At 69.1% G+C, this 24929-nt stretch carries 17 protein-coding genes and 6 pseudogenes; 16 read left to right on the plus strand and 7 right to left on the minus strand.

Annotated elements, in window-relative coordinates; genetic code table 11:
- Positions 1-421: 421 nt before the first annotated feature.
- Entirely contained in the window at positions 422-952 is a 531-nt protein-coding gene (locus ACIP5M_RS16575; RefSeq protein WP_401197438.1) for an EF-hand domain-containing protein, read from the minus strand.
- A 548-nt stretch (positions 953-1500) separates the two neighbouring features.
- On the opposite strand from ACIP5M_RS16575, the gene ACIP5M_RS16580 reads away from it, so the two are divergent.
- The 3 genes and pseudogenes from ACIP5M_RS16580 (at position 1501) to ACIP5M_RS16590 (ending at position 3488) form a co-directional block, all read left to right on the plus strand.
- The gene (locus ACIP5M_RS16580) at positions 1501-2268 is read left to right on the plus strand and encodes a class I SAM-dependent methyltransferase (RefSeq protein WP_401197440.1); all 768 of its coding nucleotides are present in this window, start codon (positions 1501-1503) and stop codon (positions 2266-2268) included.
- 292 nt (positions 2269-2560) lie between these two features.
- Positions 2561-2851 (plus strand): annotated as a pseudogene (locus ACIP5M_RS16585) (ATP-dependent DNA ligase); the annotation flags it as partial.
- 103 nt (positions 2852-2954) lie between these two features.
- Positions 2955-3488, plus strand: a complete 534-nt coding sequence (locus ACIP5M_RS16590; protein WP_401198028.1) for a hypothetical protein — start codon at positions 2955-2957, stop codon at positions 3486-3488.
- A 39-nt stretch (positions 3489-3527) separates the two neighbouring features.
- On the opposite strand, the gene ACIP5M_RS16595 is transcribed toward ACIP5M_RS16590, so the two are convergent.
- The 3 genes and pseudogenes from ACIP5M_RS16595 to ACIP5M_RS16605 all read right to left on the minus strand — a co-directional run bounded on the left by ACIP5M_RS16595 (position 3528) and on the right by ACIP5M_RS16605 (position 6793).
- Positions 3528-4922 (minus strand): hypothetical protein, encoded by a 1395-nt coding sequence (locus tag ACIP5M_RS16595; protein ID WP_401197442.1) that lies wholly within the window; start codon positions 4920-4922, stop codon positions 3528-3530.
- A 201-nt stretch (positions 4923-5123) separates the two neighbouring features.
- Positions 5124-5531, minus strand: a complete 408-nt coding sequence (locus ACIP5M_RS16600) for a hypothetical protein (protein ID WP_401197444.1) — start codon at positions 5529-5531, stop codon at positions 5124-5126.
- An 18-nt stretch (positions 5532-5549) separates the two neighbouring features.
- A pseudogene (locus ACIP5M_RS16605) lies at positions 5550-6793 on the minus strand (IS110 family transposase).
- Here ACIP5M_RS16605 and ACIP5M_RS16610 point away from each other — a divergent pair.
- Positions 6758-7477, plus strand: coding sequence for a transposase family protein (locus ACIP5M_RS16610; protein WP_401197447.1), 720 nt, complete (start codon positions 6758-6760; stop codon positions 7475-7477). The pseudogene ACIP5M_RS16605 and the gene ACIP5M_RS16610 overlap by 36 nt on opposite strands.
- A 442-nt stretch (positions 7478-7919) precedes the next feature.
- Here ACIP5M_RS16610 and ACIP5M_RS16615 read toward each other — a convergent pair.
- Positions 7920-8111 (minus strand): annotated as a pseudogene (locus tag ACIP5M_RS16615) (HNH endonuclease); the annotation flags it as partial.
- A gap of 172 nt (positions 8112-8283) precedes the next feature.
- Between ACIP5M_RS16615 and ACIP5M_RS16620 the strand changes: the two are divergent.
- Complete coding sequence (locus ACIP5M_RS16620; protein WP_401197450.1) at positions 8284-9651, plus strand: hypothetical protein; 1368 nt, start codon at positions 8284-8286, stop codon at positions 9649-9651.
- 910 nt (positions 9652-10561) lie between these two features.
- On the opposite strand, the gene ACIP5M_RS16625 is transcribed toward ACIP5M_RS16620, so the two are convergent.
- Entirely contained in the window at positions 10562-10990 is a 429-nt protein-coding gene (locus ACIP5M_RS16625; RefSeq protein ID WP_401197451.1) for a hypothetical protein, read from the minus strand.
- 1613 nt (positions 10991-12603) lie between these two features.
- Between ACIP5M_RS16625 and ACIP5M_RS16630 the strand changes: the two are divergent.
- The 10 genes and pseudogenes from ACIP5M_RS16630 to ACIP5M_RS16675 all read left to right on the plus strand — a co-directional run.
- Positions 12604-14924: pseudogene (locus tag ACIP5M_RS16630) on the plus strand (RHS repeat-associated core domain-containing protein); the annotation flags it as partial.
- Between the two features lie 5 nt (positions 14925-14929).
- On the plus strand, positions 14930-15349 hold the full coding sequence (locus ACIP5M_RS16635; protein ID WP_401197453.1) for a hypothetical protein: 420 nt from the start codon (positions 14930-14932) through the stop codon (positions 15347-15349).
- Positions 15350-15553: 204 nt separating this feature from the next.
- Positions 15554-16117 (plus strand): SMI1/KNR4 family protein, encoded by a 564-nt coding sequence (locus ACIP5M_RS16640; RefSeq protein ID WP_401197455.1) that lies wholly within the window; start codon positions 15554-15556, stop codon positions 16115-16117.
- A gap of 1094 nt (positions 16118-17211) precedes the next feature.
- Positions 17212-17520, plus strand: a pseudogene (locus ACIP5M_RS16645) (helix-turn-helix domain-containing protein).
- A gap of 428 nt (positions 17521-17948) precedes the next feature.
- Positions 17949-18179: a hypothetical protein gene (locus tag ACIP5M_RS16650; protein ID WP_401197457.1), complete on the plus strand. Its 231-nt coding sequence runs from the start codon at positions 17949-17951 to the stop codon at positions 18177-18179.
- Between the two features lie 296 nt (positions 18180-18475).
- A complete protein-coding gene (locus ACIP5M_RS16655; protein WP_401197459.1) occupies positions 18476-18916 on the plus strand; it encodes a hypothetical protein in 441 nt (146 codons plus the stop codon).
- 86 nt (positions 18917-19002) lie between these two features.
- Positions 19003-19611, plus strand: a complete 609-nt coding sequence (locus ACIP5M_RS16660; protein ID WP_401197461.1) for a hypothetical protein — start codon at positions 19003-19005, stop codon at positions 19609-19611.
- Between the two features lie 18 nt (positions 19612-19629).
- Positions 19630-19827 (plus strand): hypothetical protein, encoded by a 198-nt coding sequence (locus tag ACIP5M_RS16665; protein WP_401197463.1) that lies wholly within the window; start codon positions 19630-19632, stop codon positions 19825-19827.
- 503 nt (positions 19828-20330) lie between these two features.
- Positions 20331-21776 carry an MFS transporter gene (locus ACIP5M_RS16670; RefSeq protein ID WP_401197466.1) on the plus strand — a complete coding sequence of 482 codons (1446 nt, stop codon included), beginning with the start codon at positions 20331-20333 and terminating at the stop codon, positions 21774-21776.
- Between the two features lie 330 nt (positions 21777-22106).
- Positions 22107-23558 carry an MFS transporter gene (locus ACIP5M_RS16675; RefSeq protein ID WP_401197468.1) on the plus strand — a complete coding sequence of 484 codons (1452 nt, stop codon included), beginning with the start codon at positions 22107-22109 and terminating at the stop codon, positions 23556-23558.
- 240 nt (positions 23559-23798) lie between these two features.
- On the opposite strand, the pseudogene ACIP5M_RS16680 reads toward ACIP5M_RS16675, so the two are convergent.
- Positions 23799-24092, minus strand: a pseudogene (locus ACIP5M_RS16680) (Ku protein); the annotation flags it as partial.
- Between the two features lie 26 nt (positions 24093-24118).
- Here ACIP5M_RS16680 and ACIP5M_RS16685 point away from each other — a divergent pair.
- Complete coding sequence (locus ACIP5M_RS16685) at positions 24119-24325, plus strand: hypothetical protein (RefSeq protein ID WP_401197471.1); 207 nt, start codon at positions 24119-24121, stop codon at positions 24323-24325.
- The last annotated feature ends 604 nt before the right edge of the window (positions 24326-24929 follow it).

Raw genomic sequence — 24929 nt, forward strand, 5'->3', positions numbered from 1 at the left:
CGCTCCCCCGTTCGCGCGGTGCGGCATCCCGGCCGGTTTCGGCTTTCCCCGTGCGCTGATCCTGCCCGGCCGGGACACCGCGGCGCATTGCCGGTGACCGGCAGTCCTTCACCGCGTCTTGATGCCGATCACGGCTCCCCGCGCGGCACATGTCACCCTGGTCCCCGCGTCAAGGCCCATCAGGGGCGCATCAGGGTCAGAGGAGGCCGTGGCCCGACCGGGAAGCACCGACGCCGACCGTCGCCGTGGCCGCCCTGTTCGCAGCTCTACGGGCCGTGTGCCGGCTGGGTCAGTCGGCGAGGAAGACGCAGAATGAAAGGGGCTCAATGCGAAAGAGCCGGACCCAGCGAGACTGGTTCCGGCTCTTCGGTGCCAGCATTCGGGCTGCTCAACGCCCGCTCGCCAGTGAACCGGCGAAGGCTCAGGCTGGCAGCGAGACCAGGTGGTCGCCGGGGATTCCGGCCAGGCCAGGCGTGTAGTAATCGCGGATGCCGTCGGCCCACGAGGTCACCGTGATCCGGTCGCCGGCGTCCGGACCGAACGCGTCGAACAGCGCGTTGATGTTCGGCACGTCGAAGCCCCACGCGGTCATCAGGGCGAGGAAGCGGGGCCGTTCGATCAGGCCGTCGCCGTCCGGGTCGCCGAGCGTGGCAAGTGCCTCGGCGAACGCGTGAATGGTCGGACCGAACCGCTCCGGGTTAAGTACGGAGGCTTCGAACTCCCTGGGGCTGATCACGCCGTCTTTGTCGGTGTCCAGCGCGCCCACCAGTACGTCCCACCAGCGGCGCATGCTGTCGGCCAGCGCCTGCCTGGCCTCCGGGGCCGAGTCCGTGGCGGCGGCCAGCACCCTTTCGGCGTTCAGCTCGAAGTCCTGCCTGTCGAGCACCCCGTTCTTATTGGTGTCGAGCAGCTTGAAAATCAGAGCGGCACGCTGAACGGCTTCGTTTTGCATGGATGGCTCTCTCTTGACGGTCGACCTGGGCCAGGGTTCTGGTCCGGCCCCGAACCTGGGCGTCCTGCACGCCCTTGGCCAGGGTCTCCCACCCTTGGGCGCAGTCCGCCGGCAACTCTCCCAAAGCCGGGATCGATCACCCGGTAGTGCGAATTGATCGGATGAGATGCCGTGGCCGGGAAAGCGTCGCTCCGACGGAGCCGAGGGTGCACTGACGTGCGTCAACGCGCGATGCTCCACCCCGCGTTCAGCGGATTCCAGCAGCTTGGGCAGTGTGGCGCGAGCCGCCGTTCCTACGATGCCCGAGTAGCCACCGAACATCCTCGCCACAACGCAGCGAGTGACAAGTGCCGCTGCCGCAGGCCCCGGTCGCCGCGCAGCACTGCTCCAGGCACCGGCCGGACGGCGAAGCAGCACCCGCTGGCGGCGAAGAGCAACGAAACGGAACAGCAATGACACATCGCGGCGCACCCGAATCCGCACCTGCATCCGCACCCGAATTCGGGGCGGCCGGACGTGATCGGGAGGTCGGTGAACAGTACGGGGATGTGCTGGGACACCAGCGTCCCGGCGAGCAGGTCCGGCTCGACGCGATTGCCCGCACGTTCGACGCGCAGACCCGACAGCGGTTGGAGGCCGTCGGAGTCGCGGCCGACTGGTCCTGCCTGGAGGTCGGCGCGGGCACCGGCACCATCGCCCACTGGCTGGCCGGACAGTGTCCCCGCGGACGGGTCACCGCGACCGACCTGGACGTGACGCTCATCCGGGAGCCGGTTCCGGGCAATCTGACGGTGCTGGTGCACGACATTGCGAAGGACGCCTTCTCCGAGGGGGCCTTCGACCTGATCCACGCACGCGCCGTTCTGATGCACCTGCCCCAGCGTGAACAGATCGTCGCGCGGATGCTGGAATGGCTGGTCCCCGGTGGCGTGCTCGTGCTGGAGGAACTGGTCCACTTCCCCCGTCACGGACTGCCCGCCGCCTCCCCACTCCGGCGGGTCATCGACGCCTGGTGGGACTTGCTCAGCGCCTCGTTCGGCATGGACGACGCCTGGGGCGGTCGCGCACCGCAGGTCCTGCGCGACGCCGGCTACAAAGACGTACAGGTCGCAGCGGACCTGCCGGCCTTCCATGCGGGATCGCCGATCGCCGAGTTCTCCCGACTGACCGTTCTGTCGGTCGCACCCCGCCTCATCGCCGCCGGAATGCTGAGCGAGGCCGATGTGCGCGCAGGCCTGGAGGAGATCGACGACCCCGAGCACCTCTCGTTCCCGATCGCCGTCATCGCCACCTCCGGGCGCCGGCCGGGAAGCTGAGGCTGAACTGAGGGTGTCTGCAGCACGATCGGATGACATCCGCTGTGGCGTGCCGTGCGCCATCCGCAGGTGTTTGGTGTGCGTGACCCGGCAGAGTGGCAGGCTGGGAGCAGGCGGCTGACCTGCCGAGTGTCCGATGCGGGCGAGCCTGTCTGCCGGACGGCCACGGAACTTGAGCCAGAACCCGTTCTCGTGAACAAAACCACTCCTTAGCTGGACTCGGCGGCAGAACGACAGCACTGGAGCGCTCGGGGGAAATGGATCCCTTGTGATGTGGACGCTGCCGGAACCGATGCTGACCGTTGCCGTCCCGGCCTGTGATCTGCGGCCGGGCTGGGCCGGGGAGCCGAAGGGGGACGGGTTCCGGGCTCTGATCTCAGTCGACGCGGGCCGGGTTGTGCTGCGTTCGAGGCGCGGCTCCGAGATGGCGCCGGCGTTTCCGGAGATCGCGGCCGGAGCCGCACAGCTGCCGGACGCGACCGCGCTGGATGGCAAGCTGATCGTCTGGGACGCTGCGGGGCGCCTGGCGTTCGAGCGGCTGCAGGACCGGCTGGTCCGGCGTGGCGCTGGTGCGGCTCGGGCCGCAGGCGAGTGGCCGGCGTACTTCGTCGCGTTCGATGTATTGCGGCTGTCCGGAACGGATACGAGTGTGGCCGTACCAGCAGCGCAGGGCAGGGCTGGAGTCCGTGTTCGCCAAACGGCGGTTGACGGCGCCGTGGGTGCTGTGTCCGTCGACCACCGAGGCGGAGACGGTGCGCGAGTGGCTGACGTGGGCGTCGGTCGGGATGGAAGGCGTGGTCTTCAAACGGCTGGACGAGCCCTATCGTCCTGCGGTGCGGGGCTGGCAGAAGTACCAGACGCGCGAGACGACGGTGGCGGTCGTCGGCGCATTCAGCGGCCCTGCGGCCGCTCCTCGGTCGCTGCTGCTGGGCAGGTACGACGATGAGGGGCCGCACCACCACCTCGCTGGGGCAACTGGTACGGCTCTCGCGGGGAATTTGCACCGGTCCCGGCGCGGCCACCCGTGGACGGGGTGGTCCTTCTCCGCCGGGTGGGGAAGCAGCGAGAAGCTGTCCGTCACGCTGGTGGAGCCCGAGCTGGTGGTGGAGGTCGGTATCGACGATGCCCGCGATGCCTCCGGTCGCTGGCGCCACGCTGCGCGCTGGCACCGGGCGCGCCCCGACCGTCGCCCCCGCCGACGCCCCCCGCTGGTGAGATGACGAGGGCCGCTGCGGTGAACGGTGCACGGCGCCCCGCTGTCAGCCTTGGACTGACAGCGGCACTTGGGAGGGACCGGCGGGTGAGCGGTCGAGGAGCGTGGCGAAGAAGTCGGTGAGCAGGGGCTGGGCGCGGTCGCGGTCGCGGAGTTCGTCGTGGCCGAACCGGAAGACCTCGTAGCCGCGGAACTTCAGGGCGCGGTCGCCGGCCAAGGTCGCGGCGTACTTCGTGCTGTCGGGTTCGGTTCCGCCGTTGCGGGTGTAGTGCTGCATGCCGTCGACCTCCAGGACCACGCGCCGGTTTCCCGGGAGCAGCATGAGGAAGTCCATGCGCAGGTTCTGCATGGCGTGGATGCCGCGTTCGGGTCGGGTCTTGGGGTCCCAGTGGAGCCAGATCTCCGGCAGGAGGGCGGGGACGTCATTCAGGTGGTTCCGGTAGGCGTGGTGGTAGTGCCAGAACAGGTTCTTCTGCCCTGGGGAGTTTGGGGGCAGGCAAGCCTCCATGCGGCTGTAGAGGGACCGGGCCGCATGCTCGTGGTCGGTGGTGTTCCGAGTCTCCTGCCACCAGGACAGGAGCTGGCGCCAGAGCAGTCCCTCTTTGCCGACGGGGTGGTCGTAGACCAGGACCTTGTCGTCGCGTTCGGCGACCTCGATGTCGTTGTCGAGGGCGCTGGTGAAGCGGATGTCGGGCTTGCCCAGGGTGGCGAAGATGAGGTTGCGCGGCCGGCGCGCGGTGCCGCGGCCGGGCTGGACCAGGTGGAACTGGGGGTAGCCGTCGGCTTTTCCGTCCTGGCTCAGGATGGCGCCAGCGGGTTGCAGATGCCGGTTCGCGAGCTCGACGAAGCGGCGCTGTGCCTGCTCGTCGGGAAGGACGGCTGCGGAGGCCAGCCCCTCGAGGAAGACACCGAAGCGTGGATGGGGGGCTTCGAAGGCGCCAAGCTGCTCGAAGAACTCCTCGGTTGACCAGTCGCCTGGGAATCTGAAGACGTGGCGGTTGATCTGGTCGCGGAGGCTGTTGGTCGAGGTGACCCACCCGCTCATCGGGTCGTTGTCCAGGTGCCACAGGCGGCCCAGCAGCGCCATGAAGCGGTCCGGGTAGCCGAGGTGATCGCAGAGATCGAAGTCCCTGGCGAGCTCGCGCCGCGTCCGGCTCGGGATCTCCACGTGGTGGCGGCCGAGCCACAGAACGTCCTGCAGCGCCATCCGTTCCGCCTGCCCCAGCTCCTCCTGCTCAAGAACGGCGTCGGCGACTTCCGGCAGGCGATCGTCGGGGCAGGCGCTCAAGCTGGCGACCAGGCGCTCGTGCTTGGTGTTTCCCGCATCGGGTGGGGGAAGACCGAGGCGCTGACACAAGGCTGGCAGCTCCTTGTGCCCGTAGCGCGTGTACAGCGTGGCAAGCACGCCGTCGATCAGCCTCCGCAACAGCGCCACGTCCATCCGTTCCCCCATCCTCTGATGATGGGCAACGCCTGGATGCCATTCCACCCTGCCCGTTCAACTTCCGCGGCAGGAAGTACCCCTGCGGCGCCGCCGGCCCCCGGACGCAGACCAACCCTCTTTCCCTCGGCTATCGCGTGGAAAGACACCTCATGCAGTTAAGCCGTCAAGTTGGGCTCTGCGGAGGTGGCGGATAGCACCTCATCCTTCGTCTTCAGGGAAGAAGGTATCCGCGATCTGCACGAGTTGGTCGTCATTCAGCTGCGGAGGCACCCACCCACGGTGGCGTGCGTGATCGACGAATCGGTCATCGACGGGAACGTGGTAGCGCTCAACGTAGTAGGCAAGGTCGGTGGGCCAGAACCACTCACCGTCGGTGAGGAGGTGAGGCCCATCGATGAACTGCTTGGTCGGGCTGAGGAAGTCGTAAACGGCTGATCCAGTCGCGGCGACCACGCTGCCAGCACGCAGGTATCGCGCGAGGTCCTCTTCGTGCGGGTCACCTTCACTGCGCACGGCAGCGATCAGGGAGGGGCCATTTGGATTCCCATGCCTCAGTTCCCTGAACCCACCGAGGAAGCGGTCTGCGTGCGGGGGCTCACTGGTCACCGCCAGGAGCGTAGTCGATCAGATGTCCGACACGGCCTGGTTGGGCGGCGGCACTGCCCCGAGAGGAAAGGCCACCACCTCGTCGAAGGGAGTGCGGGTCTGCAGGCAGTGGTGGAGCTGGCCGAGCATCCGGTTGAACAGGTGTCGCAGGGCCTGCATGTGCCAGTCCCCTCCTGCCCGGCGGCGCCGGCAGTGGGCGTCTGCGCCGGATGAACCGCTGAGGGATGCGAAGGCCCACAGGTGGCCGACGTGGTTGAGCCGGTTGTTCTTGACGAACCGGCGTCCGACGTAGCGTCGTTTGCCGGAAGCCCGCGTGATCGGGGCCGAGCCGGCGTACGCCTTTAGCCCTCCAGCCGACGCGAACCGGCTCCGGTCGTGCCGATCTCGCCCAGAATACGGGCACCGACCTGCGGACCGATGCCGGGGAAACTCAGCATGATCGCCGCTTCGGGGTGCGCTCGAAAGGCCTCCTCGGTGGCCCGGGCCAGGTCATCGACCGCCTCGCAGGCCGCGTCCAGCTGCAGCAGCAGGGCCCGTGCCTGCTTGCCCATGGCGTCCTCGACCAGAGGCAGCTGTCGCGGGGCTTCCTCGCGGAAGAGCTGCTGGATTCGTTCAGCATCGGTTTCAATGCCCCGGCGGCGGCCGGCGCGCCGGAGCATGGCGGTCAGCTTCCACATCTGCAGCTTGGCGGCCAGGGCAGGTGTCGGCGCAACGGCCAGGATGCGGCAGGCATCGGGCCGGGTCAGGGTTCCCGGCTTGTCCCGAAACGCCTCGATCATCGCCGGGAAGTACTCCCTCAGCAGGGACCGCAGCTGATTGGCGACCTGCTGCCGGTTCCAGACCGCGTCCTGCTGCGCGCGGGCCAGGACTGCGACGGCCTGGGCCAGGTCGGCGTCGGCGGGCAGCGGGCGGTGCACCGGCGCATCGGTGCGGATGATGTTGGCGAGGACCAAGGCGTCGCCCGGGTCCGACTTCTTGCGGCTGACTCCGTGCCGGTCTCGGTAGCGGGAGGCAGCCATCGGGTTGACCGCGTAGATCTTCCGCGAGCCCTGCCGCAGCGTGGCGACCAGCAGACCGCGGCTGGTCTCGATGGCCACCGGGATCGGCGTCTCCGCAATGTCGCCGTGTTCCGCCAGAAGGTCCAGCAGCAGCCGGTAGCCGTCCAGGTCGTCGTTGATCCGGCACTTGGCCAGCAGCTTGCCGGTGTCGTCGACGAGCGCGACGTCGTGGTGGCCCTCCGCCCAGTCGATCCCGCAGAACACGTTAAGGAGCGGGGCGGGAACGGTCCCGGTGGTGGCAGGCCGTGGTGTCTGCCGCTGGCCGACCGGGTCCTGCTGGTGGCCGTCTACTACCGCACCAACCTCACGATGCGGCAGCTCGCCCCGCTCTTCGGGATCTCCTCGGCCACCGTCTGCCGGGTCATCCAACGCCTGCGTCCGTTGCTGGCGCTGGAGCCCGCCCCGCGGCCGATCGCCGACGTGGACCGGCTGTGGATCGTGGACGGAACCTTGATCCCGGTCCGCGACCGCACCGTCGCGGCGTCTTCCCGCAACTACCGGTTCTCGGCGAACGTGCAGGTCATCATCGACGCAGACAGCCGCCTGGTCATCGCCTCGGCCCGGCCCGCTCCGGGAAACAAGGACGACGCCCACGTGTGGCGGGAGTCGGGCCTGCCGGCCACGGCGGCCGGGACGACGGTGATCGCAGACGGCGCCTACCTCGGCACCGGCCTGATCGTCCCGCACCGGAAGAGAGCCGGTCGCCCCCTCCTGCGCGGCCAGGAGGAAGACAACGCCGAACACCGACGTGTCCGTGCCCGCGTCGAGCACACCTTCGCCCGGATGAAGAACTGGAAGATCCTCCGCGACTGCCGCCAGAAAGGAGACGGTCTCCACCACGCGGTCCAGACTGTCGCCACCATGCACAACCTCGCCGCGACACGGTGAAACAGCAGGTCAGGCGCCACTTCGGCCTGCCGAAACCAGACCTTCTGCAACACCCTTTACGCTGAAGCGTCCGCGAGGAGGCGTCCATGCGGTACATCGACCTGCCGCGCATGCTGAACGGGGGATGCCGGGCCTACTGGTCACCGTCCGCGGTCCGCCTACCTCGACCTGTGGCTGCTGCGCGAGGACGGTCCCCCGATCGCGGTGGAGATCGACCGTGCGGACACCGGCACCGGGCGTGGACAAGATCCGCGACGAGGCGCTGCGCGGGCGCCCCGCCCTGTGGATCCGCTGGCACGGAGCGGTGCGCGCCGAACTCCCGGCTGGTGTCGCCTGCCTGCGCCTGCCGGCACGCGCGACCCGCTCCCCCGTCAGCTACTCCTTGGCCGCCGTCGGCGACACAGCCGGTCTTTATGCACCACCGCAGGAAGGACTGGGACGGACGGCGGGTGGTCGCGGTCCATTCGGCGCCGTACCGGCACACCGCGTCCGGGGCTGGCGGCAGCCACTCCGCCGGGTCCTGGTCGGCCTTGCTCCGGTTCGAGCGGGCCGTCACTGCGACCAGGAAGGCCATCTGGCCCTGGTCGTTCGCGTACGCCTCGCGCCGCTGTGCACTGCACGAACTGGCGCCTGCTGGTGGGGAGCGTCATTCATACCGTGCTGTATTCCGTTTGAGGGTCTCGCGGATCGACCTGCGCGTGCGCCGCTGGCGCCTGTACTTCCCATCGCAGCGTTGCGTACTTGGGGCTCCGCTCGCCACCGGCTGGCTCGCCGGTACCGGGCCGAAGGCCAGGGAGAATGAGGCCATGAGTGACGTGGGTGGGGACTTCCTTCGGGCGGGTGACGTGGACGACGGATTGGTGCAGGAGTGGTTCGAGGGGCTGATGTGGAATCCAGGACTGACGGGTTCAGTCTTGGCGCGGCTACTAACTGTGGAGGGCCTGCCTCGGCCTGCCTCCTGGATCACGATTTGCTCCCTCGACAAGGAGAAGACGGCCGTCTTGGCTGCCTCCCCGCAGGTTGAGCACCGGCTCTGGCTGATCGAGAACGGGAACGCGGACGTGGACGTTCTGGCGGCGTTCGCCCGGGATCCGGACCCTCGGGTCCGGACCTTTTACGCGACCCTCGCCGGGGACTTCGGCCGCCGCATCCCCGCCGGGGTAGTCGAAGCACTGGCCGAAGACAGCGAGGCACGGGTCCGGCGAAGGGCGACACAGTGGGAAATGCCCACAGCCGTACGAGCGCGCCTCGCCGAGGACCGAGACGCCGGTGTGAGGGCCGCGGCCCTCACACCAGAGCTGTGGCCCTGCCTTCCGGCGTCCATTCAGGAGAGGCTGCTGGACGACCCGGAGCCCGAAGTCCGAGCAGCCCTCGCCAAAATGTTTCCCGATGAGCCCAAAGGCCAGCTCGAATCGCCGCCTACGGAGACACGAATACACGACCGTGACCCGGCCGTACGTCGCGCCGCAGCCCAGGACCCGCGGGTGCCGACCGAGCTGGCGCTGCAACTGTCCCAGGACCCCGATGACGCGGTCCGGCTCGCCCTATCCATGCGCGAGGACCTCACCGAGGCCCAGCGCTCCGCCATCACTTACGTAGTACCGCACGGCTACCACACACCGCCGCGCTGGATCGTGGAACGCGGCCATGAACCGGAGGTAGCCCGTAGGGCCGCCACTTCCGAGCATGTCCTGCTGCGGCGGAGCATCGCGATGCAGCAACACCTGCCCGACGACGTAGTGAAGCGTCTCGCCAGCGACGAGGACTTCTTCGTCAAACTCACCCTGTGCCAGCACGGGGACAAGGCACCGCACGAACTCGTGGTGGAGATGTACGCCCACTGGCACGGCTTGATGTGGAGCAGTCTGCGGTCCCATCCGAACTTCGCCAAACCTGGCCTCGCCCGATACGCCGACCACCCCAGTCCACGGCTGCGCCACGCTGCCCTCGACGATCCGGACGGGGGCCAGGACCTCGTCATGCAACTAATCGACGACCCGGACGTCGGCCACTGGGCGTTGCGAGACCCGAGACTGCCGTCCGGAGAACTCCTTCGAAGGCTCGCCCTTCCCGGCTCCGCACGGCATGCTGCGGCAAACCCCGCCCTGGCGCCCGCAGAGATGCACCAGCTGCTCGACCTGGCCGGCGTGACCAACCCTCCAGATCCGCGATGACGGGCTGCCTGCGGGATCGGACAGCCGAGTGTCAGCTTTGGGCTTGAGATGTGCGGGCTTCTAGGTACGCGGTCCAGTCGGTTGCGGCGCGCCGTCGCCAGTGTGCGGCGGTGACGGGATGAGGGCCGAGCATCGGTCCGAGCACTGCCGGAGGCAGGTCTTGGGCCAAGGCGACGAGGGCGGCGTTGCGAGCGGGCCGGTTAGGGATGTGGTGGCTGGCAAGGCGCGGCCGAGCACGGTCGCTGAGAGGTGCCGCCCGGGGCGGCCTCCGGGGAACAGCCAGCCCTGGGAAAAGTTCGCCGCCCAGTTGGTGGGCGGCGGCATGTTTGCGAGGTCGGTCAGCAGGCGGGCCAGCGACGAGCGCAGCGGGATTGGGGTGCGGTCAAGGGTCAGTAGGGTGTCCTCGCCGAGGGTGGTCACTGAGCGCGTGGTCAGAGCCGCGATCCGGGTCAGGTGCTGGCCGAAGAGCGGGAGGATCGCCCCGGCTCCACCGCCCCCTGGTGAAGTGACGTCAGACCCGAAGGTTCTCGCACACACAGTTATCGGATCATCACATTTAGTACTCTGACCAGCGGATTTTATGATTCCTCGTGATCCACGTCACAGCGCATCTGCGGATACGCCGCCTACACCGCCCGGCGCGCAACGGCGGAAAAACTGCAACAGGCACATAAAAACGGTGATGCGGAGCACTCCTGAGACGCCGTACGGTGGCCGACAGGGACAGGCCGCCAGCTTCGGCCGCTGCGCGCCCTCATTTTGATCATCACCCGGCGGTTCTACCGGCCCCCATTGCCAACGGCAGGCTTCATCCCGTCAGTTCACCGGGGAGTTGGCCGGGGCGGAGGCCCGGGGTCGGGTGCAGACCGCCATGTAGCGAAAAGTGGAAACCTGTGCCTGGTTCCGTGGCTCAGTTGGCGGTTACCTCAAGGTGGTACGTCGTGTCGATCCAGAAGCCGTTGTCAGCCGCCGCCTTGATCTCCAGCACGTACTGGCCGGGCCTCAGCGGCGCGACGCCAGCCCAGACTCCCCAGGTGAACCGGCGGGTCAACCATCTGGTGCGGAACTGTGCCGAGAACTCCTGCAGCGGGAGCGGAACGCCGTTGAGGGCGGCCGTCGCCTCCACCACGCCCATGGTCAGCGGAGTCTTCGAGTAGAACCGGTTGTGCTCCATGTTGAGTACGGGGAAGAAGAGGGGGCGGTCCGACGGAATCGTGGAGCGCCGCACGACGCGTCCACCGTAAGTGCCGGCAAGGAACCAGAGGTCGTCCGGTTGGTTCCAGCCAGCGTTTTCGCCGGTCCTGTCGCTGACCGGGCTGCGGTCGCCTGGCGCGGACATGGCCCATCTCCACCACCGCCCCGAGAGTGTTCCGCCTTCTGTGTCGCTCAGCTTCCACCCGCTGTCGACCGATCCCGCACCGCTCATTACGCCCTCCCCTATTCGGCCCCTGACCTGGGCTTGTTCGAACACGCGGACATTACCTTGCACGGCACCCAACTCAAGAAGATGGTGTGATCAGATCAAACTGGTCCAGCGCGCTCACCCGGGCCAACCAAAACGCTCATCGTGTCGACGGCTCAACGCCGAGCACACCAGTGCCCAGCGGTCAGGCGTTCGTAGATGGTTGGTGTGCAGTGCGCTCCGCCTTCTGTAGCCAGTCGATGTACCAGTGAGTGAAGGTGACCGGCTTACCAGCCTGGTCGGGAGCGGGACGAGGTCGGCGTCGTTTGCCCGGCAGTGAAACCAGTGCCGCGGTAGGTGCCGCTGATGATCAGCCACTTACTGATCATTTCAGAATGAAGCGCGGTCAGAGAGGTACGCGCTGCGATGATGCGAACTCGACTGGGCGGTGGGGGACGGAACACGAGATGATGCGGTGGCAGCTCTTGCAGGGAGACGTCCTGGTCGGTGAGCTCAGTGAGTACGGCTGTGATCAGCCGTTCTTCCTGGCGTGCTTCACCCCGGGACCTGGCTGGGAAAACGTGAGGCCGTTGTTCGAGGCATGGGCGGCCTACAGGGGCCCTGACCCGGATGGGCTCAGATTCATCGCCCTGGCCAAGCCGTTGCAGGATTTGAGGCTCACACTGGCTCCGGTTGACAGCCAGCAGCCTCCGTTGCAGCTCTTCAAAGACTGCATGGTGCGTATCAACGGGCCTGAGGCCCGTCTCCGCTACTGGCACAGCGATTGACCGTCCTCTGGAGCCGGCGCAGGCATATCAGGCAGCCGGCCAGTTCGAGCAGGCCCTGGTGGAGATCTGTGCGTCGTTCGTCGAACCGCTCGATGGCGAGGCTGATGGCGTCGACCAGGCCGTCGTCAGCGGTGACCTTCTCCAGCTTCAGCTGGGCCTCGATCTGCCGAGCCTCTTCGTGGAGGTCGTAACCTCCTCCTCGGACAGCGGCTCATTGCGATCGAGTCGCTCTCGCAGGGCGTTGACCCTCTCCTGCAGTTCACGTGCGGACATGGTGGTCTCCTCGTGTTCACGATTGCTGAGGCTCCCGAGAGCTCCCGCAGGTCCGCAGAAATCGTGGCGGGGCCGTAGCAGGACGATCAGTCCGGCGGCCGTGCGGCATCACAGCCTTGATCATTGTGCTGCCAGGGGATCACCCAGTGGCCGAACAGAAGACCGCGAAGGAGACCACCAAGGCGGCCGAGGGCCGCACACCGGCACCGTCTCTGATCGAGGAACGGCTGTCGCTGGCCCTCCGCCCGGCCTGAGCGGAGGGCCTGGGCCACCAGCACCCGTGAAGACATTCAGTGTCGTCGTCCGAATGGCCACCAGCTGCGGCGCGGGCGGGTGGGCGGACTTGTGGGTTGCGGCGGAGCTGTGGGCCGCGGCGGCACGACAGGTGCGGGTGGCAGTGCAGGCGTCGGGGGGGACCGGCACGGGCGAAGCAGGCGCGGATGGTGGCGTGGGTGGCGACGGCAGAGCCGGAGCAGGCTCGTCACCACCGACGCGGCCGGACTCCCCATCTCGGTCACCGACCCGCTCGGGGCGACGACACGGACGACCCGGGACGCGTTCGGCCGCCCGACCGCGCTGACCGACGCCCTCGGCCATACGACCCGGGTTCGATGGACGCCGGAGGGCCGGCCCGCCCGCCGCGTCCTGGCGGACGGCAGCGAGGAGTCGTGGACGTACGACGGCGAGGGCAACTGCCTCACCCACACGAACGCGATGGGCGCCGTCTCCCGCTTCGAGTACACCCATTTCGACCTCATGGCTGCCCGCACCGGGTATGACGGCGTGCGCCACGAGTTCACCTACGACCACGACCTCCGGCTCACCCGGGTGCGCAGTCCGCAGGGGGCGACCTGGGACTACGTGTACGACGGCGCCGGCCGCCTCGTCTCCGAGACCGACTTCGACGACCGGTCGCTCAGCTATGAACGCGATGCCGTCGGCCGCATCACCTCCCGGACCGACGCCTCGGGCCGGACCCTGCGCTACGAGTGGGACGATCTCGACCGCCTGGTGTCCAAGGACGCCGACGGGGCCCTCACCACGTTCGCGTACGACTTCTCCGACCAACTCGCCGAGGCCGTGAACGGCGACGCCACGATCACGTTCGTACGGGACCGGCACGGCCGGCTGCTGTCCGAGACCGTCGACGGCGCACCGTGTCGTACGCGTACGACGAGCTCGGCCGGCGCGTCAGCCGCACCACTCCGACCGGTGCGGTCAGCACACGGACCTACGACGCGGCGGGCCGCCGGACCTCGCTCACCACCTCCGGCCGCGCCCTCGCCTTCGAACACGACGCGGCAGGCCGCGAGATCGCACGCCGCATCGGCGGCACCACCCTCCTCGTCTCGGAGTTCGACAGCGTCGGCCGGCTCAGCGGCCAGGAGGTCACCTCCGGCGGCCGAAGCATCCAACGGCGCGACTACAGCTACCGCGCCGACGGCCACCTCAGCGGCATCCATGACCGGCTGGCCGGCCTCCAGACGTTCGCACTCGACCCGGCGGGCCGGGTCACGGCCGTCGACGCCGCCCAGTGGAGCGAGCGGTACGCGTACGACGAGGCGGGCAACCAGACCGAGGCCTCCTGGCCGGCGGCCCACCCGGGGCAGGAGGCCACCGGCAGCCGCGCATACAGCGGCACGACCCTCACGCGGGCGGGACGGGTCCGCTACGAGTACGACGCGCTGGGCCGCACGACCCTGCGGCAGCGCACACGGCTGTCGCGCAAGCCGGACACCTGGCACTACACGTGGGATGCCGACAGCCGGCTGACCGCCGTCACCACCCCGGACGGAAGCCGCTGGCGCTACCGTTACGACGCGCTCGGCCGACGCGTCTCCAAGGAGCGGCTCGGCGAGGACGGCACCGTCCTGGAGCACATCACGTTCACCTGGGACGGGGACACGCTCTGCGAGCAGACCATCCACGGGCGGCCGGGATCCGACCGGGTGACTCTGACCTGGGACCACCAGGGGGCGCGCCCCCTCACCCAGACCGAGCGCCGGTTCACGGCGGACTCCCCTCAGTAGGCGGTCGACGAGCGGTTCTTCTCGATCGTCACCGACCTCATCGGCACCCCCCGGGAACTCGTCGACGAGGCGGGCCGGCTGGCCTGGCACACCCGCAGCACCGTGTGGGGCTCCACCGCCTGGGCGGCGTCGAGCACCGCCTACACGCCGTTCCGCTTCCCCGGGCAGTACTTCGACCCCGAGACAGGGCTGCATTACAACCGGTTCCGCTACTACGACCCGGAGTCGGGACGCTACGCCTCCCCCGACCCGCTCGGCATCACCCCGGCGCCCCACCCCGTCGCATACGTCGGTAATCCCCACCGCCTGAGCGACCCTCTGGGGCTGTCCCCCTGCCACGGGGGGATGGACTACATGGAGGACAACCGGATTCCCGCGGGCGATCCCGTGACCCACGGGCCGACGGGAACGCTGGTCGGCGCCGACGGGCAGAGCGTGCGGAACTTCAACAACGTGGCGAACGCCGGTGAACACGACGTGGTGGCGCACGGCAGCCGGGACGGCTGGCTGGAGACCCCCAACGGCCACGTCAACGCCGGTCAGCTGGTGGACGCCGTGACAAACAATCCGCACTACAATGGTGGACCTCTCCGGCTCATGGTGTGCCACTCGGGCTCGGACGGTTCCTGGATCGCCCAGCGCATCGCGAACGAACTCGGAACCACGGTGCGCGCGCCGACGGACCGCGTCGGCACCAACCCGGCGCTCGGCCCCGGCCAAACGCCACAGGTCGACAAGGGCGGCTACTGGAGGGTGTTCCTCCCCATGCGGGAAGGATGAACCAGATGGACATGATCGGCTTCTACCGGGAGATGGACCCGGAGAACGATGCCGTGTTCCGCGAACCCATCGGGGACAAGGTGCGGGACCAGGCGTCCTATCCGAAGGCGGAGGTGAAGCAGTACCTCGACTCCGGACATCCGGTCTTCGACATCATGGAGGGGACGATTGATGTCATCGGGGGCGCTTTCCGCGTGCCCGGCGGATCGTCGTTGCTGTCCGACGGCCGCTTCGTCTGGCGGGTGGACCTCGCTTCTTATGTCGAGTGGTACAACATCGAACTCCCGGCGGAATTCGTCGAGCATGCCGGCAGGCACGGCTTCTCGATGCCGGCTGCGGACCGGCCGACCCTGATCGCCGTATCCGAGGCTGCGTCGAGCGCTCTGGGGTTCCGCGTGGCCGGCGGCGCGGGACCTGCTTCGTAGGACAGCGGATACGGCCGGTGGCCGGTGCGTGCGGGGCGTTCCATGGCGGGCACGCCCGAGCCCCGGCGCATGCAGTAGGAGCACCAAGATACGGCATCCGTCCCCCTGGTGAGCGGACACCCGGGCCGAAGCCGATACTGATCTTCGCCTGCCCTGCCGACCCACCCCACGGGCACCGGCTGGGGATCCAGTAGCGTCCGTTCCATGATCATCCTCGACGCCCTTATCCGCCTCTGCCCGCCCCCCGCCGAACCGCCGCCTTCGGCGGACTGGGCGCAGGCCGAGCACGCCCTGGGGGTGGCTCTGCCCGCCGACTACAAGCAGCTTGTCGAGACCTACGGCGACGGCATCTTCGACGACACGATCTGGCTGCTCGTCCCCGACTCCGCGTACAGCGACTGTGACCTGCACGCGCAGGCGAGGGAACGGGACGAGATCTTGGCCAGCCTGTGGGAGTTCGAGGCGAAGCCGGCCGGCCTGCTGGAGGCGGGGGCTCGGGTCCTGCCGTGGGCGTTCGAGGAGGGTACGGGGGCGTTCCTGTACTGGCTGGCACGGCCCGGTCAGCATCCCGACGAGTGGACCGTGCTCTATAACGAGGGACGCGGCCCGCTGTGGGAGCACCACGACATGGGGTGCGTCGCGTTCCTCCTGGCGGTGCTCACCGGAACGGCGGAAACGGAGTATTTCGGCAATCTCTACGAAGTGCTGAAGCCGACGGAGCACCGCTTCGAGTCGGCCGACCTGGCCCTCGGAACGTCCGGGCAGTGACACCGTCGACCGCACTCGACGACCTGGCTCGCCGCTCGCCGTACTTGGCCGGTCTGGCCAAGTACGGGGTTCTGACCGCGCTTCCGTGATGGGTACGTCAGAAGGACGACCACGTCCAGGCCTGCGAGCCGCCACGCGACCACGTGAGCAGCGCGAGGCTCCATGCGGATAGCAGCCGGGGCCAACGCCAGGACGGGCCTGGTCGAGGCCCGGGCGTGGTGGAAAATGGATCGACGGCCTGCGCTCCGCGGGCGAGCATGTGGGGCTACGCCACACTGGCCTCCGGCCGGGCCGGTTCGGCTCCGGCGGCGAGGGTGACCTGAGCGGTCCATGACCGGGGCTCCCGAGGGGGATCCCAGCACACCTCGACGTTGGTGGCGTGGAAGTCGCGCGAGTTCCGTCACCATCCGGGCCGCCGCGGCCCGCGCGCCTTGCGGGTCGGTGTTGATCGGCACGTCCAGACGCCCGCATAACATGCCGCCTTCCATGGTGAGACGCTGTGGCGCCAGCCCTCCGGCGTCGCCAACAGCACGACCCCCTTCGGGATGCCCCAGTCGGGCTGCTTCTGCTTCTCCTTCTTGCATCTCACGATGCGGCTATCCAACATCGTCGGTGTGGTGGCAATGAGGCTGGGGTGGCACGCGTCCGACGTCATAGCGGGTGGCGGGCCGCTTGTCCTTCGAGCCGGGCGGGCGGCCGGGGCCGGACCGGCTGGGTTTCGGTGCCCAGGCGAGCGTGCCGGTCTTCGCGTGCCGGTTCCTGAACCCGTGGCGTACTCAGGCGGGGATGAGTCTGTTCGGTTCCACTGGTCGTTCCCACGGCCGGATACCTGTCGCACTCCTCCCGCTGACACAAGGCATCGCCTTCCTCGTCCTGTTCACCACCGGCGGCCGACGATAGACCCCCGCCCTACAGGCGGGTCAAGAAAATGTCTCGGGTGGTCCGGCGGGCTCCGCGACCGACGCCGGGCTACTCAGAGCGAGGTGAGTACGTGCGCTCTCCCGCAGCACCGGGGCGGGTCGCAAGACTGGGGCCATGAGCCAGAGATCACTGAAACTCGCTCCCTACCTGCTGTTTCTCATAGCCGCCGCAGCATGGACCGCCTGGCTTGGCTGGGACCAGCATCCCTGGAGGCGTTTCGGGCGGTGGGATTCACGCCGTCGCTGAGCAAGGTCGCGGCACTGTGGGGCGGTACGCCGGTCACGCTGAGGCTGGACGATCTGGACCTGATCTGCACCCGCTGGACTGCACGGTGGCCGACCTACTGCAGGCCGAGCCGGTCGCGGTCGAGCGAGCGGTCCCCGCGCCGGCGAGCCGGGCGGCCAGCGGCGAGGGTGCGGATCTGGCGCGGCCGGTCCCGCGCCGGCTCCCGGGCGGATCCGCGTTCGCTGCCTCCGAGCTGACGGGCACGGCGGCGTGCGCGCGGGGCCGGTGTGGTCCAGTTGCGGGGAGTGCCTGAGCTGGGCGGTGCTGGAGGCAAGCGGGGTGTGCGAGGCCTGCTGGAAGTGGCGGCAGGCCAATCCGGTGCGGGAGGGGTGTCCGCGGTGCTGCCGCGAGGCGCATCTCAACTCGGACGGCCTGTGCCGGGCCTGCCTGCGTTCGATCCGCTGGGAAGACGATGCCGACTGGGCGCTGAATGCCGCCGCCGCGCGGCCGCGGCCGCTGCAGCTGGTTCTTGGCCTGGGATTGGGGCGGTCGGGAGCTGCCCGGCCGCTGCGTCGGCCCGGCAGCATGGACACAGCCCCCAGCATGTGGCAGCGCAGCCTGAAGGCTGCCGATACCGGCGGCCGAGACCGGGTGCTGCCTGTAGTACCGGGTGCTGCCTGTAGTGATGCCGGGGCAGGTGGCGCTGTTCTGGGGCCGCCGGACGCTGAGCACCTCGACTGCAGCGGCGCTGCGCAGTCGGGTCCTGGCCGGTGAGGAGCGGGCCCGGAAGCAGGCGTCAGCGTTCGCCGCCGAGTACGGGCTGGCCCGGGGCTGGTCGTACAAGGCCGCGTCGATGATCCGGCTGGCGCTGGCCGTGCGGGACGCCGCGAGGGCGCCGACCGGGTGCCCGACCTGACAGCGATCGGCACGGCGGTGGGGCAGATCCTGGACCGGGCCGGGCTCCTTCATGGTGATGCGGCCCGCGCGGTTGGCTGCGGCGGCGTCCGGCCGGTCGCCGCGTACGTTCCGGCTTCCGCGGGGCGGTCGTGGCCGGTGCCGCGGTCGTGCCGGGACTGCGACGGGTGGATGAGCGGCATCGCCGAGTATCTGTGCCGGCCGTGCGCGGGCTGGCGGGGTGAGCCGCGCGGACAGTGCTCCGGCTGCGGGCGCGGGCAGGCGCCGTTGCGTGGGGGACGGTGCCGCCCCTGCCACATGTATCCGGGCGGGGCCGACGGCAGGCAGCTGGCGATCGTGATCCGGGCGGCGGCCCGCGGCCGGGCCCAGCCCACCCGCGCTGGCCACCAGTCGGCCGGCAGACCGGAGGAAGCGGCGTCGATAGTGCCGTACGGGCAGCACGTGCTGTTCCAGACGCGACGCGACTGGACGCCGGTCCTGACCAGGGCACGCGAGGGCCACGGGCTGCCGGAGCCGTCGGAGCGCGCCGAGTCCCTGGTGGCCGCCTTCGACCGGCGGCGGCGCGAACGGCGCCGGCCCGGCTCGGGTCGTGAGGCACAGCGGACCCTGGTGCTGCTGCTGCGCGTCCTGGGGGCGGACGCTGCGATCTGGGAGCACGACGTCTACGACCTGGCCCGCGCCGGGAAAGGCCTGTACGCCAGGGCGGCCTCGAGTTCCTCGCCGACCACCGCCTGCTGACCGAGGCCCCGGAACTGCGGCGGGACCGTGACCAGACCTGGGTCGAAACTACCCTCGCCGACCTGCCCGGCAGGATCCGCGCCGAGATGCGGGCCTGGGTGGTCGTTCTGCGCGGCCGGGGCAGGCGCAGCCACCCGGCCCGCTCCTACGAGTGCATCCGCCGCTACCTGGCCGCGCTCCTTCCCCACGTGGCCGGGTGGGCACACCGGGGGGTGACCAGTCTGCGCGAGGTCACCGCGGCCAACGTGGCGGAAGCCGCCCGCACCCGAACCGGCGCACCGGGCCGCCAGCTGGCCACCGCCCTGCGCAGCCTGTTCCGGGCGCTGAAGCAGGAGCGGCTCCTCTTCCGGGACCCGGCGCGCACCCTGGGCGTGAGCGGCCACCGCGCTCTGCCCCGGCCGGTGCCCTCCGACGGACTCCGCACCCTGTTCGACGCGGTACCTACCTCCTTCGGACGCCTGGTCGTTGCACTGGTTGCGGTCCACGCCCTGGGCGGGCAGGACATCCGCACCCTGCTGCTGACCGACATCGACCTCGCCCACGGCCGGCTCCACGTCCGGCGCGGGCCCGCGCGGCGCACCGTCCTGCTCGACCCCTTCACACGGCAGCTGGCCACCGACTGGCTCGCCGAGCGTCACCGGCGCTGGCCCGCCTCGACCAACCCCACCTGCTGGCCACCAGCCGCACCGCACTGACTGCCACCCGGCCGCCCCGTGGACGTCACCACGGTCCGCGGCGTGTTCCCCAAAGGCACAAGCCTGGCCGCCGTACGCCAGGACCGGATCCTGGACGAAGCCCGCACCAGCACCGACCCGCTGCACCTGATGCGCCTCTTCGGCATCAGCGCCCTCACCGCGATGCGCTACCTCACCGCCGCCCACCCCGAACGCACCAGCCGACTCCCCAGGTGAGAGCACCGCCCTGCGTACGTGAACTCAGCCCTGCTGACTGCGCGTGTCACGGCAAGCGCGGCACCACCCACCGGGCGTACCGCGACGGGATGGAGGACCAGCTCGGGGCGCTCGGCCTGGTCCTCACACCACCGTGCTCTGGACGACGCGGTACATCGACGCCGCTGTCGCCCAGCCCGTCGGCAGCGTGTGACTTATTGCGTTGCGGGGATGTCCGCGGACGTTTTAGCCTCGTGTGGTTCCGTCGGTGCCCGTTCCGGGGTCCGACGCTGTGTTTCGAGGTGATGACGTATCTCCCAGGCCAAGTAAGTAGCCGCTCGTTCTGAGGCTCTTTCCGGTTGTCCGCGATGGCGGGCTTCCGACGCATGCCTCGACGGCGGTGCTCCCTGATGGCCTGGGCTCGTTGCACCCTGCTTTCCCCTGTCGCGCTGTAGGCGCGCGGGGGCATGCCCAGGCCTGCCCCTGCCCCCTATTCCTTCTGTACGCGAACAGGAATCCTCCTCGTGTCAACCGACACCCATACCCACGGCGCTCAACGCCCCACAGGCGCCGGCCGTGCCGCCACGATCATCCTGGTCGTGGTGCTGATCGCCGAGTTGATGAACGCGCTCGACGGTTCGATCGTCCACACCGCCCTGCCCTCCATCCAGGCGGACACCGGCGCGTCCAGCGCCGCGGTGCAGTGGATCCCCGCCGCCTACACCCTCACCTTCGCCCTCGCCCTGATCACGGGCGGGCGCCTGGGCGACCTCTACGGGCGCAAGAGGGTCTTCATCGCCGGCACCGTGCTGTTCACACTCGCCTCGCTGCTGTGCGGAATCGCGACCGGACCGGAGTTCCTGGTCGCCGCGCGGGCGCTTCAGGGCGCCGGGGCGGCGGCGATGGTGCCGCAGGTCATGGCCACCATCGCGGTCACCTTCCAGGGCGAGTCCCAGGCCAAGGCGTTCGGCATGTACGGCATGATCATGTCGCTCGGCGGCGTCCTCGGCCCCGTCCTGGGCGCCGTCCTGACCTCCGCCGACATCGCCGGTCTCGGCTGGCGGGCGATCTTCCTGATCAACCTGCCCATCGGCCTGGCCACCGTGCTCTTCGCCCTCCGGTTCATCCCCGAGTCCCGCGAGCAGCAGGCACACCGTCTTGACCCGCTGGGCATGCTGCTCTCCAGTGGGGGTCTGCTGCTGCTCGCCTACCCGCTCACCGTGGGCGGCGAGAAGCACTGGCCGACCTGGAGCTTCGTCATGCTCGTCGCGGGAGCCCTGGTGCTGGCGTCATTCGTGGCCCAGCAGCGTGCGAAGACCCGCAAGGACGGCTCCGCCCTGGTGGCGCTCTCGCTGTTCAGCAGCAAGGCGTTCGCCGGCGGGCTCGCCGCCCAGCTGGTCTTCGGCCTGGTCTCCGGCGTGTTCCTGCTGACGTGGGTGCTGTTCATGCAGTCCGGCCTAGGGCTTTCGCCCGGGCAGTTCGCTCCGGCGTCCGTCGCTATCTCCATCGGCGGCATGGCCGGCGCGATGCTCGCCTCCAAGTGGGCGGGCGCCCATATGCGGCGCGTGCCGCAGGCCGGGGCGGTGCTCATCGCCGTGACCCTGGTCGGCTACCAGCTGCTGGTCTCCGCCCAGCAGACCTCGATGCCGTTCGTGGCCGCCGTCGCCCCGATGATCCTCGTCGGAGCCGGTTTCGGCATGGTCGGCGCGGGTCTCGCGGGTCTCACCCTCAGCCAGGTCGGCCACGAGGACGCAGGCTCTGCGGCGGGGCTGTTCAACACCGCCATGCAGCTCGGCACCGCACTCGGTATCGCGATGGCCTCCGTGGTGTTCTTCAATCACGCCCCCGCGGGCAGCCACGGCCATGCCGTGACCGAGGCGTTTGCGGGCAGCGTCTGGTACGTCGTCGCCGCGCTCGCGGTGATGTGGGCGCTGATGTTCCGGCTGCCCAAGCCGGCCAAGGCCGCCTGAACCACGGTCGGCGGCCCTGCCCAGTGGGGGCGGGGCCGCCGACCCCGGGCCCGAGTGCGTTCTGCGGCCCGTATCTTCCAATGCTCCCTTTCGCTCGGGCGGATGTGTTCCGCCCTCCGTGGATGTGAGGTGATGACGTATCGCCCAGGCCCGATAGCCGTCCCCGTTCCGTTCCGGCACCAACAGCACCCACGCGGTGCCATACCAACGTGCCCGGAACCGACGACGCTCCCGGCCTGGGCCCGCTCCTTCTCCCTGTGCGCAGTCGGCGTACGCGGCCCCGGCCTGCCCGTATCCCCGACTCTCACCGGAAGCAGGAGCTCTCCTCCCGTGTCACACGACACCGACCAGACCACCACCAGCCCGCCGTACGCCGAAGCCCCGGGCCGGGCCCGTGCCGTCACACTCGCCGTCGTCCTGACCGCCGAGCTGATGAACGCGCTCGACGGGTCCGTCGTCTACACCGCTTTGCCCGCCATAGCCGCCGACACCGGTGCCACCACCGCCGCCCTCCAGTGGATCGACGCCGCCTACGTCCTGACCTTCGCTCTTGGTTTGATCACCGGCGGCCGGCTCGGCGACCTCTACGGCCGCAGGCGGATCTTCCTGACCGGGACCGCCGTGTTCACCTTCGCTTCCCTGCTGTGCGGGATCGCGGCCAACCCGGAGCTCCTGATCGCCGCCCGCGTCCTGCAAGGCGCCGCGGCCGCGGCGATGGTCCCGCAGGTCCTGGCCACCCTGCACGTCACCTTCAACGACGGCTCTCGAGCGAAGGCGTTCGGCCTGTACGGGACGGTCATGTCGCTCGGCAGCGTCATCGGCCCTGTCCTGGGTGGGATCTTGACCCAAGCCGATCTGTTCGGCCTGGGCTGGCGCCCCATCTTCTTGATCAATCTGCCCATCGGCATCGCCGCCGTCATCCTCGGCCAGCGCTTCCTTCCCGAGTCCCACGACCGCACCGCCCGGCGCCTGGACCTGCTCGGCATGTTGCTTTCCGCGCTTGGCCTGCTGCTGATCACGCTCCCGCTGACGATGGGCGGCGAACACGATTGGCCCATCTGGACGTTCGCGATGATGGTCGCTGGCCTGCTAGTCCTGACGGTGTTCCTGGTCCAACAAAAGGCCAGGATGCGCAAGGACCGCTCCCCCCTGGTCGTTCTCTCCCTCTTCACCGACCGCACCTTCGGTGCCGGGCTCACCACACAGCTGGCCTTCGGCCTCCTGTCGGGCGTCTTCTTCCTGTCCTGGGTCCTCTTCATGCAGAACGGCCTCGGCCTCACCCCGGGCCACGCCGCCGTCGGCTTCGTTGCCGGCTCACTCGGCGAGATAGGCGGCGCTTGGCTCGCCATGAGCCTCGTCGCCCGCTCCGGACGAGCCGTGCCACAGGCAGGCGCCCTCCTCGCCGCCGCCACCCTGGCCGGCTACCACCACCTCATCACCGCCCAAGGCGCCGGCATGGGAACTGTGCCGGCCGCGGCACCGATGCTCGCCGTCGGCTTCGGCCTTGGCATGATCGGTGCGCCTCTCGCCGACCTCACCCTGGGCAAGATCGTCCACCGCCACGCGGGATCGGCCTCCGGCCTCTTCAACACCGCCACCCAACTCGGCATCGCGCTGGGCACGGCCCTGACCACCGTCGTCTTCTTCACCTACATCAGCGCCGATACCCGCGGCCCCGCCGTGAACACCGCGTTCGCCGACAGCCTCTGGTACGTCATCGGCACACTCCTCACGATGTGGGCACTGATGCTTCTGCTACCCAAGCGGACCCACACCAACTGACGGTCGACGGGCGACGGTGCATCCGTACCGTCGCCCCGCCCGCCGCCGACGAGAAGACCGACGAATCCCTGGACGGGAGCGGACATCCGCTCCGAGTCCGACTGATGGATGACCGACAGGCGACCGGAGGCCCTTGGGACTCGTCCGCGCTCTGGGGAACCCACATGCCGGACCTGCGTCGTCGGGATCCGTATGCAGGTTGGTTGTTCCGGGCCTTCAGGATTTCGGGAACTCGCGCGCTTCCGCCGGCACGAAGGAGACGATCTCGATGGCCTTCGCGGTGGGCGGCGGAAGATTGTCGAGGTCCTGGTCGGTGACGGGGATCAGAGTGCCGGTCGCCGTCTCGTACCCGCGGACGATCTCGTCCTGGCGCAACTCCTGCCCGTCCACCTCGCACACCTTGCGGTAGCGGACCCGGCCGCCGTCGGCGATGTGGATCTGCCGGAAGCTGATGTCGTGCGACTCCGTCGCCGGGACCACCTTGATCGGGATGGTGGTGTTGACTGAACCACTTCTCAAGTAACCGCAGGTCAGAGGCGCATTCTGCTAGCTTCCCGGTCATGCTTGAGACAGGTGGTCCCTCTCTGGATCTGATCAGCTTCGTGTTACCCCAGACCGGTGCTCTGGTGGAGGTGGCGAACCCGGCCCAGCCGTACGTGCTGCTCGATGCCACGGGCGCGGTGGTGGAGCCGGTGTCCGAGTTCTTTGCCGAGCTGCAGGCCTGTTCGCGGCCGCGATCAGGAGCGGGGCGAGGCGGCGGGTCGTGATCGATATGGCAGAGGTGTCCTTGAGGGCTTCGGGGTGGGGGGCGGAGCCGATGGCGGTAGAGGGGTTACCGCGTCGTTGTCCGTGTCTCCATTGGGCCCCAGCCTGGCTCCGGGGTCATGGCCCGGAATCTCGTGCCTTGACAGTCGCCCAGGGCCTGTGTCGCCGGATCGGACTTGGTCCGTTCGGCAATGGTCTCGGGTCGTCTGACCGTTTTGCCCATGTCGTAACGGGTGGCTGGGTGCCGGTTCTTCGAGCCAGGTGGTCGGCCGGGGCCGGGCCGGTTGAGTGTCGCGCATGGAGCCCGGCCGACTCACCCCTGCCCGGGTCCGCCGGGGGTTCAGGAACCTCCGCCCGAACTTGTCCTGTCCGGCCTTGGGCCCGTGCGCCATCACGGGAGCGACCGGCACCGACAGCAGGGCATAAAGCCCGCCAACCGTCGACCCATCACCGTCAATTTCACCCAAGGGGCACCGGCGGGTGCGGGACCGGACGGCGGCAACTGGCAGTCTGGGCTTGTGCTGATCAAGAGATTCGAGAACGGCCTGCTACTGCGAGGCTTTGACCAAACAGAACAAATGGCCGGTCTTCCCGATCCCTTCGGCG

The sequence above is a fragment of the Streptomyces sp. NPDC088762 genome (assembly GCF_044750905.1).
GTDB lineage: Bacteria > Actinomycetota > Actinomycetes > Streptomycetales > Streptomycetaceae > Streptomyces.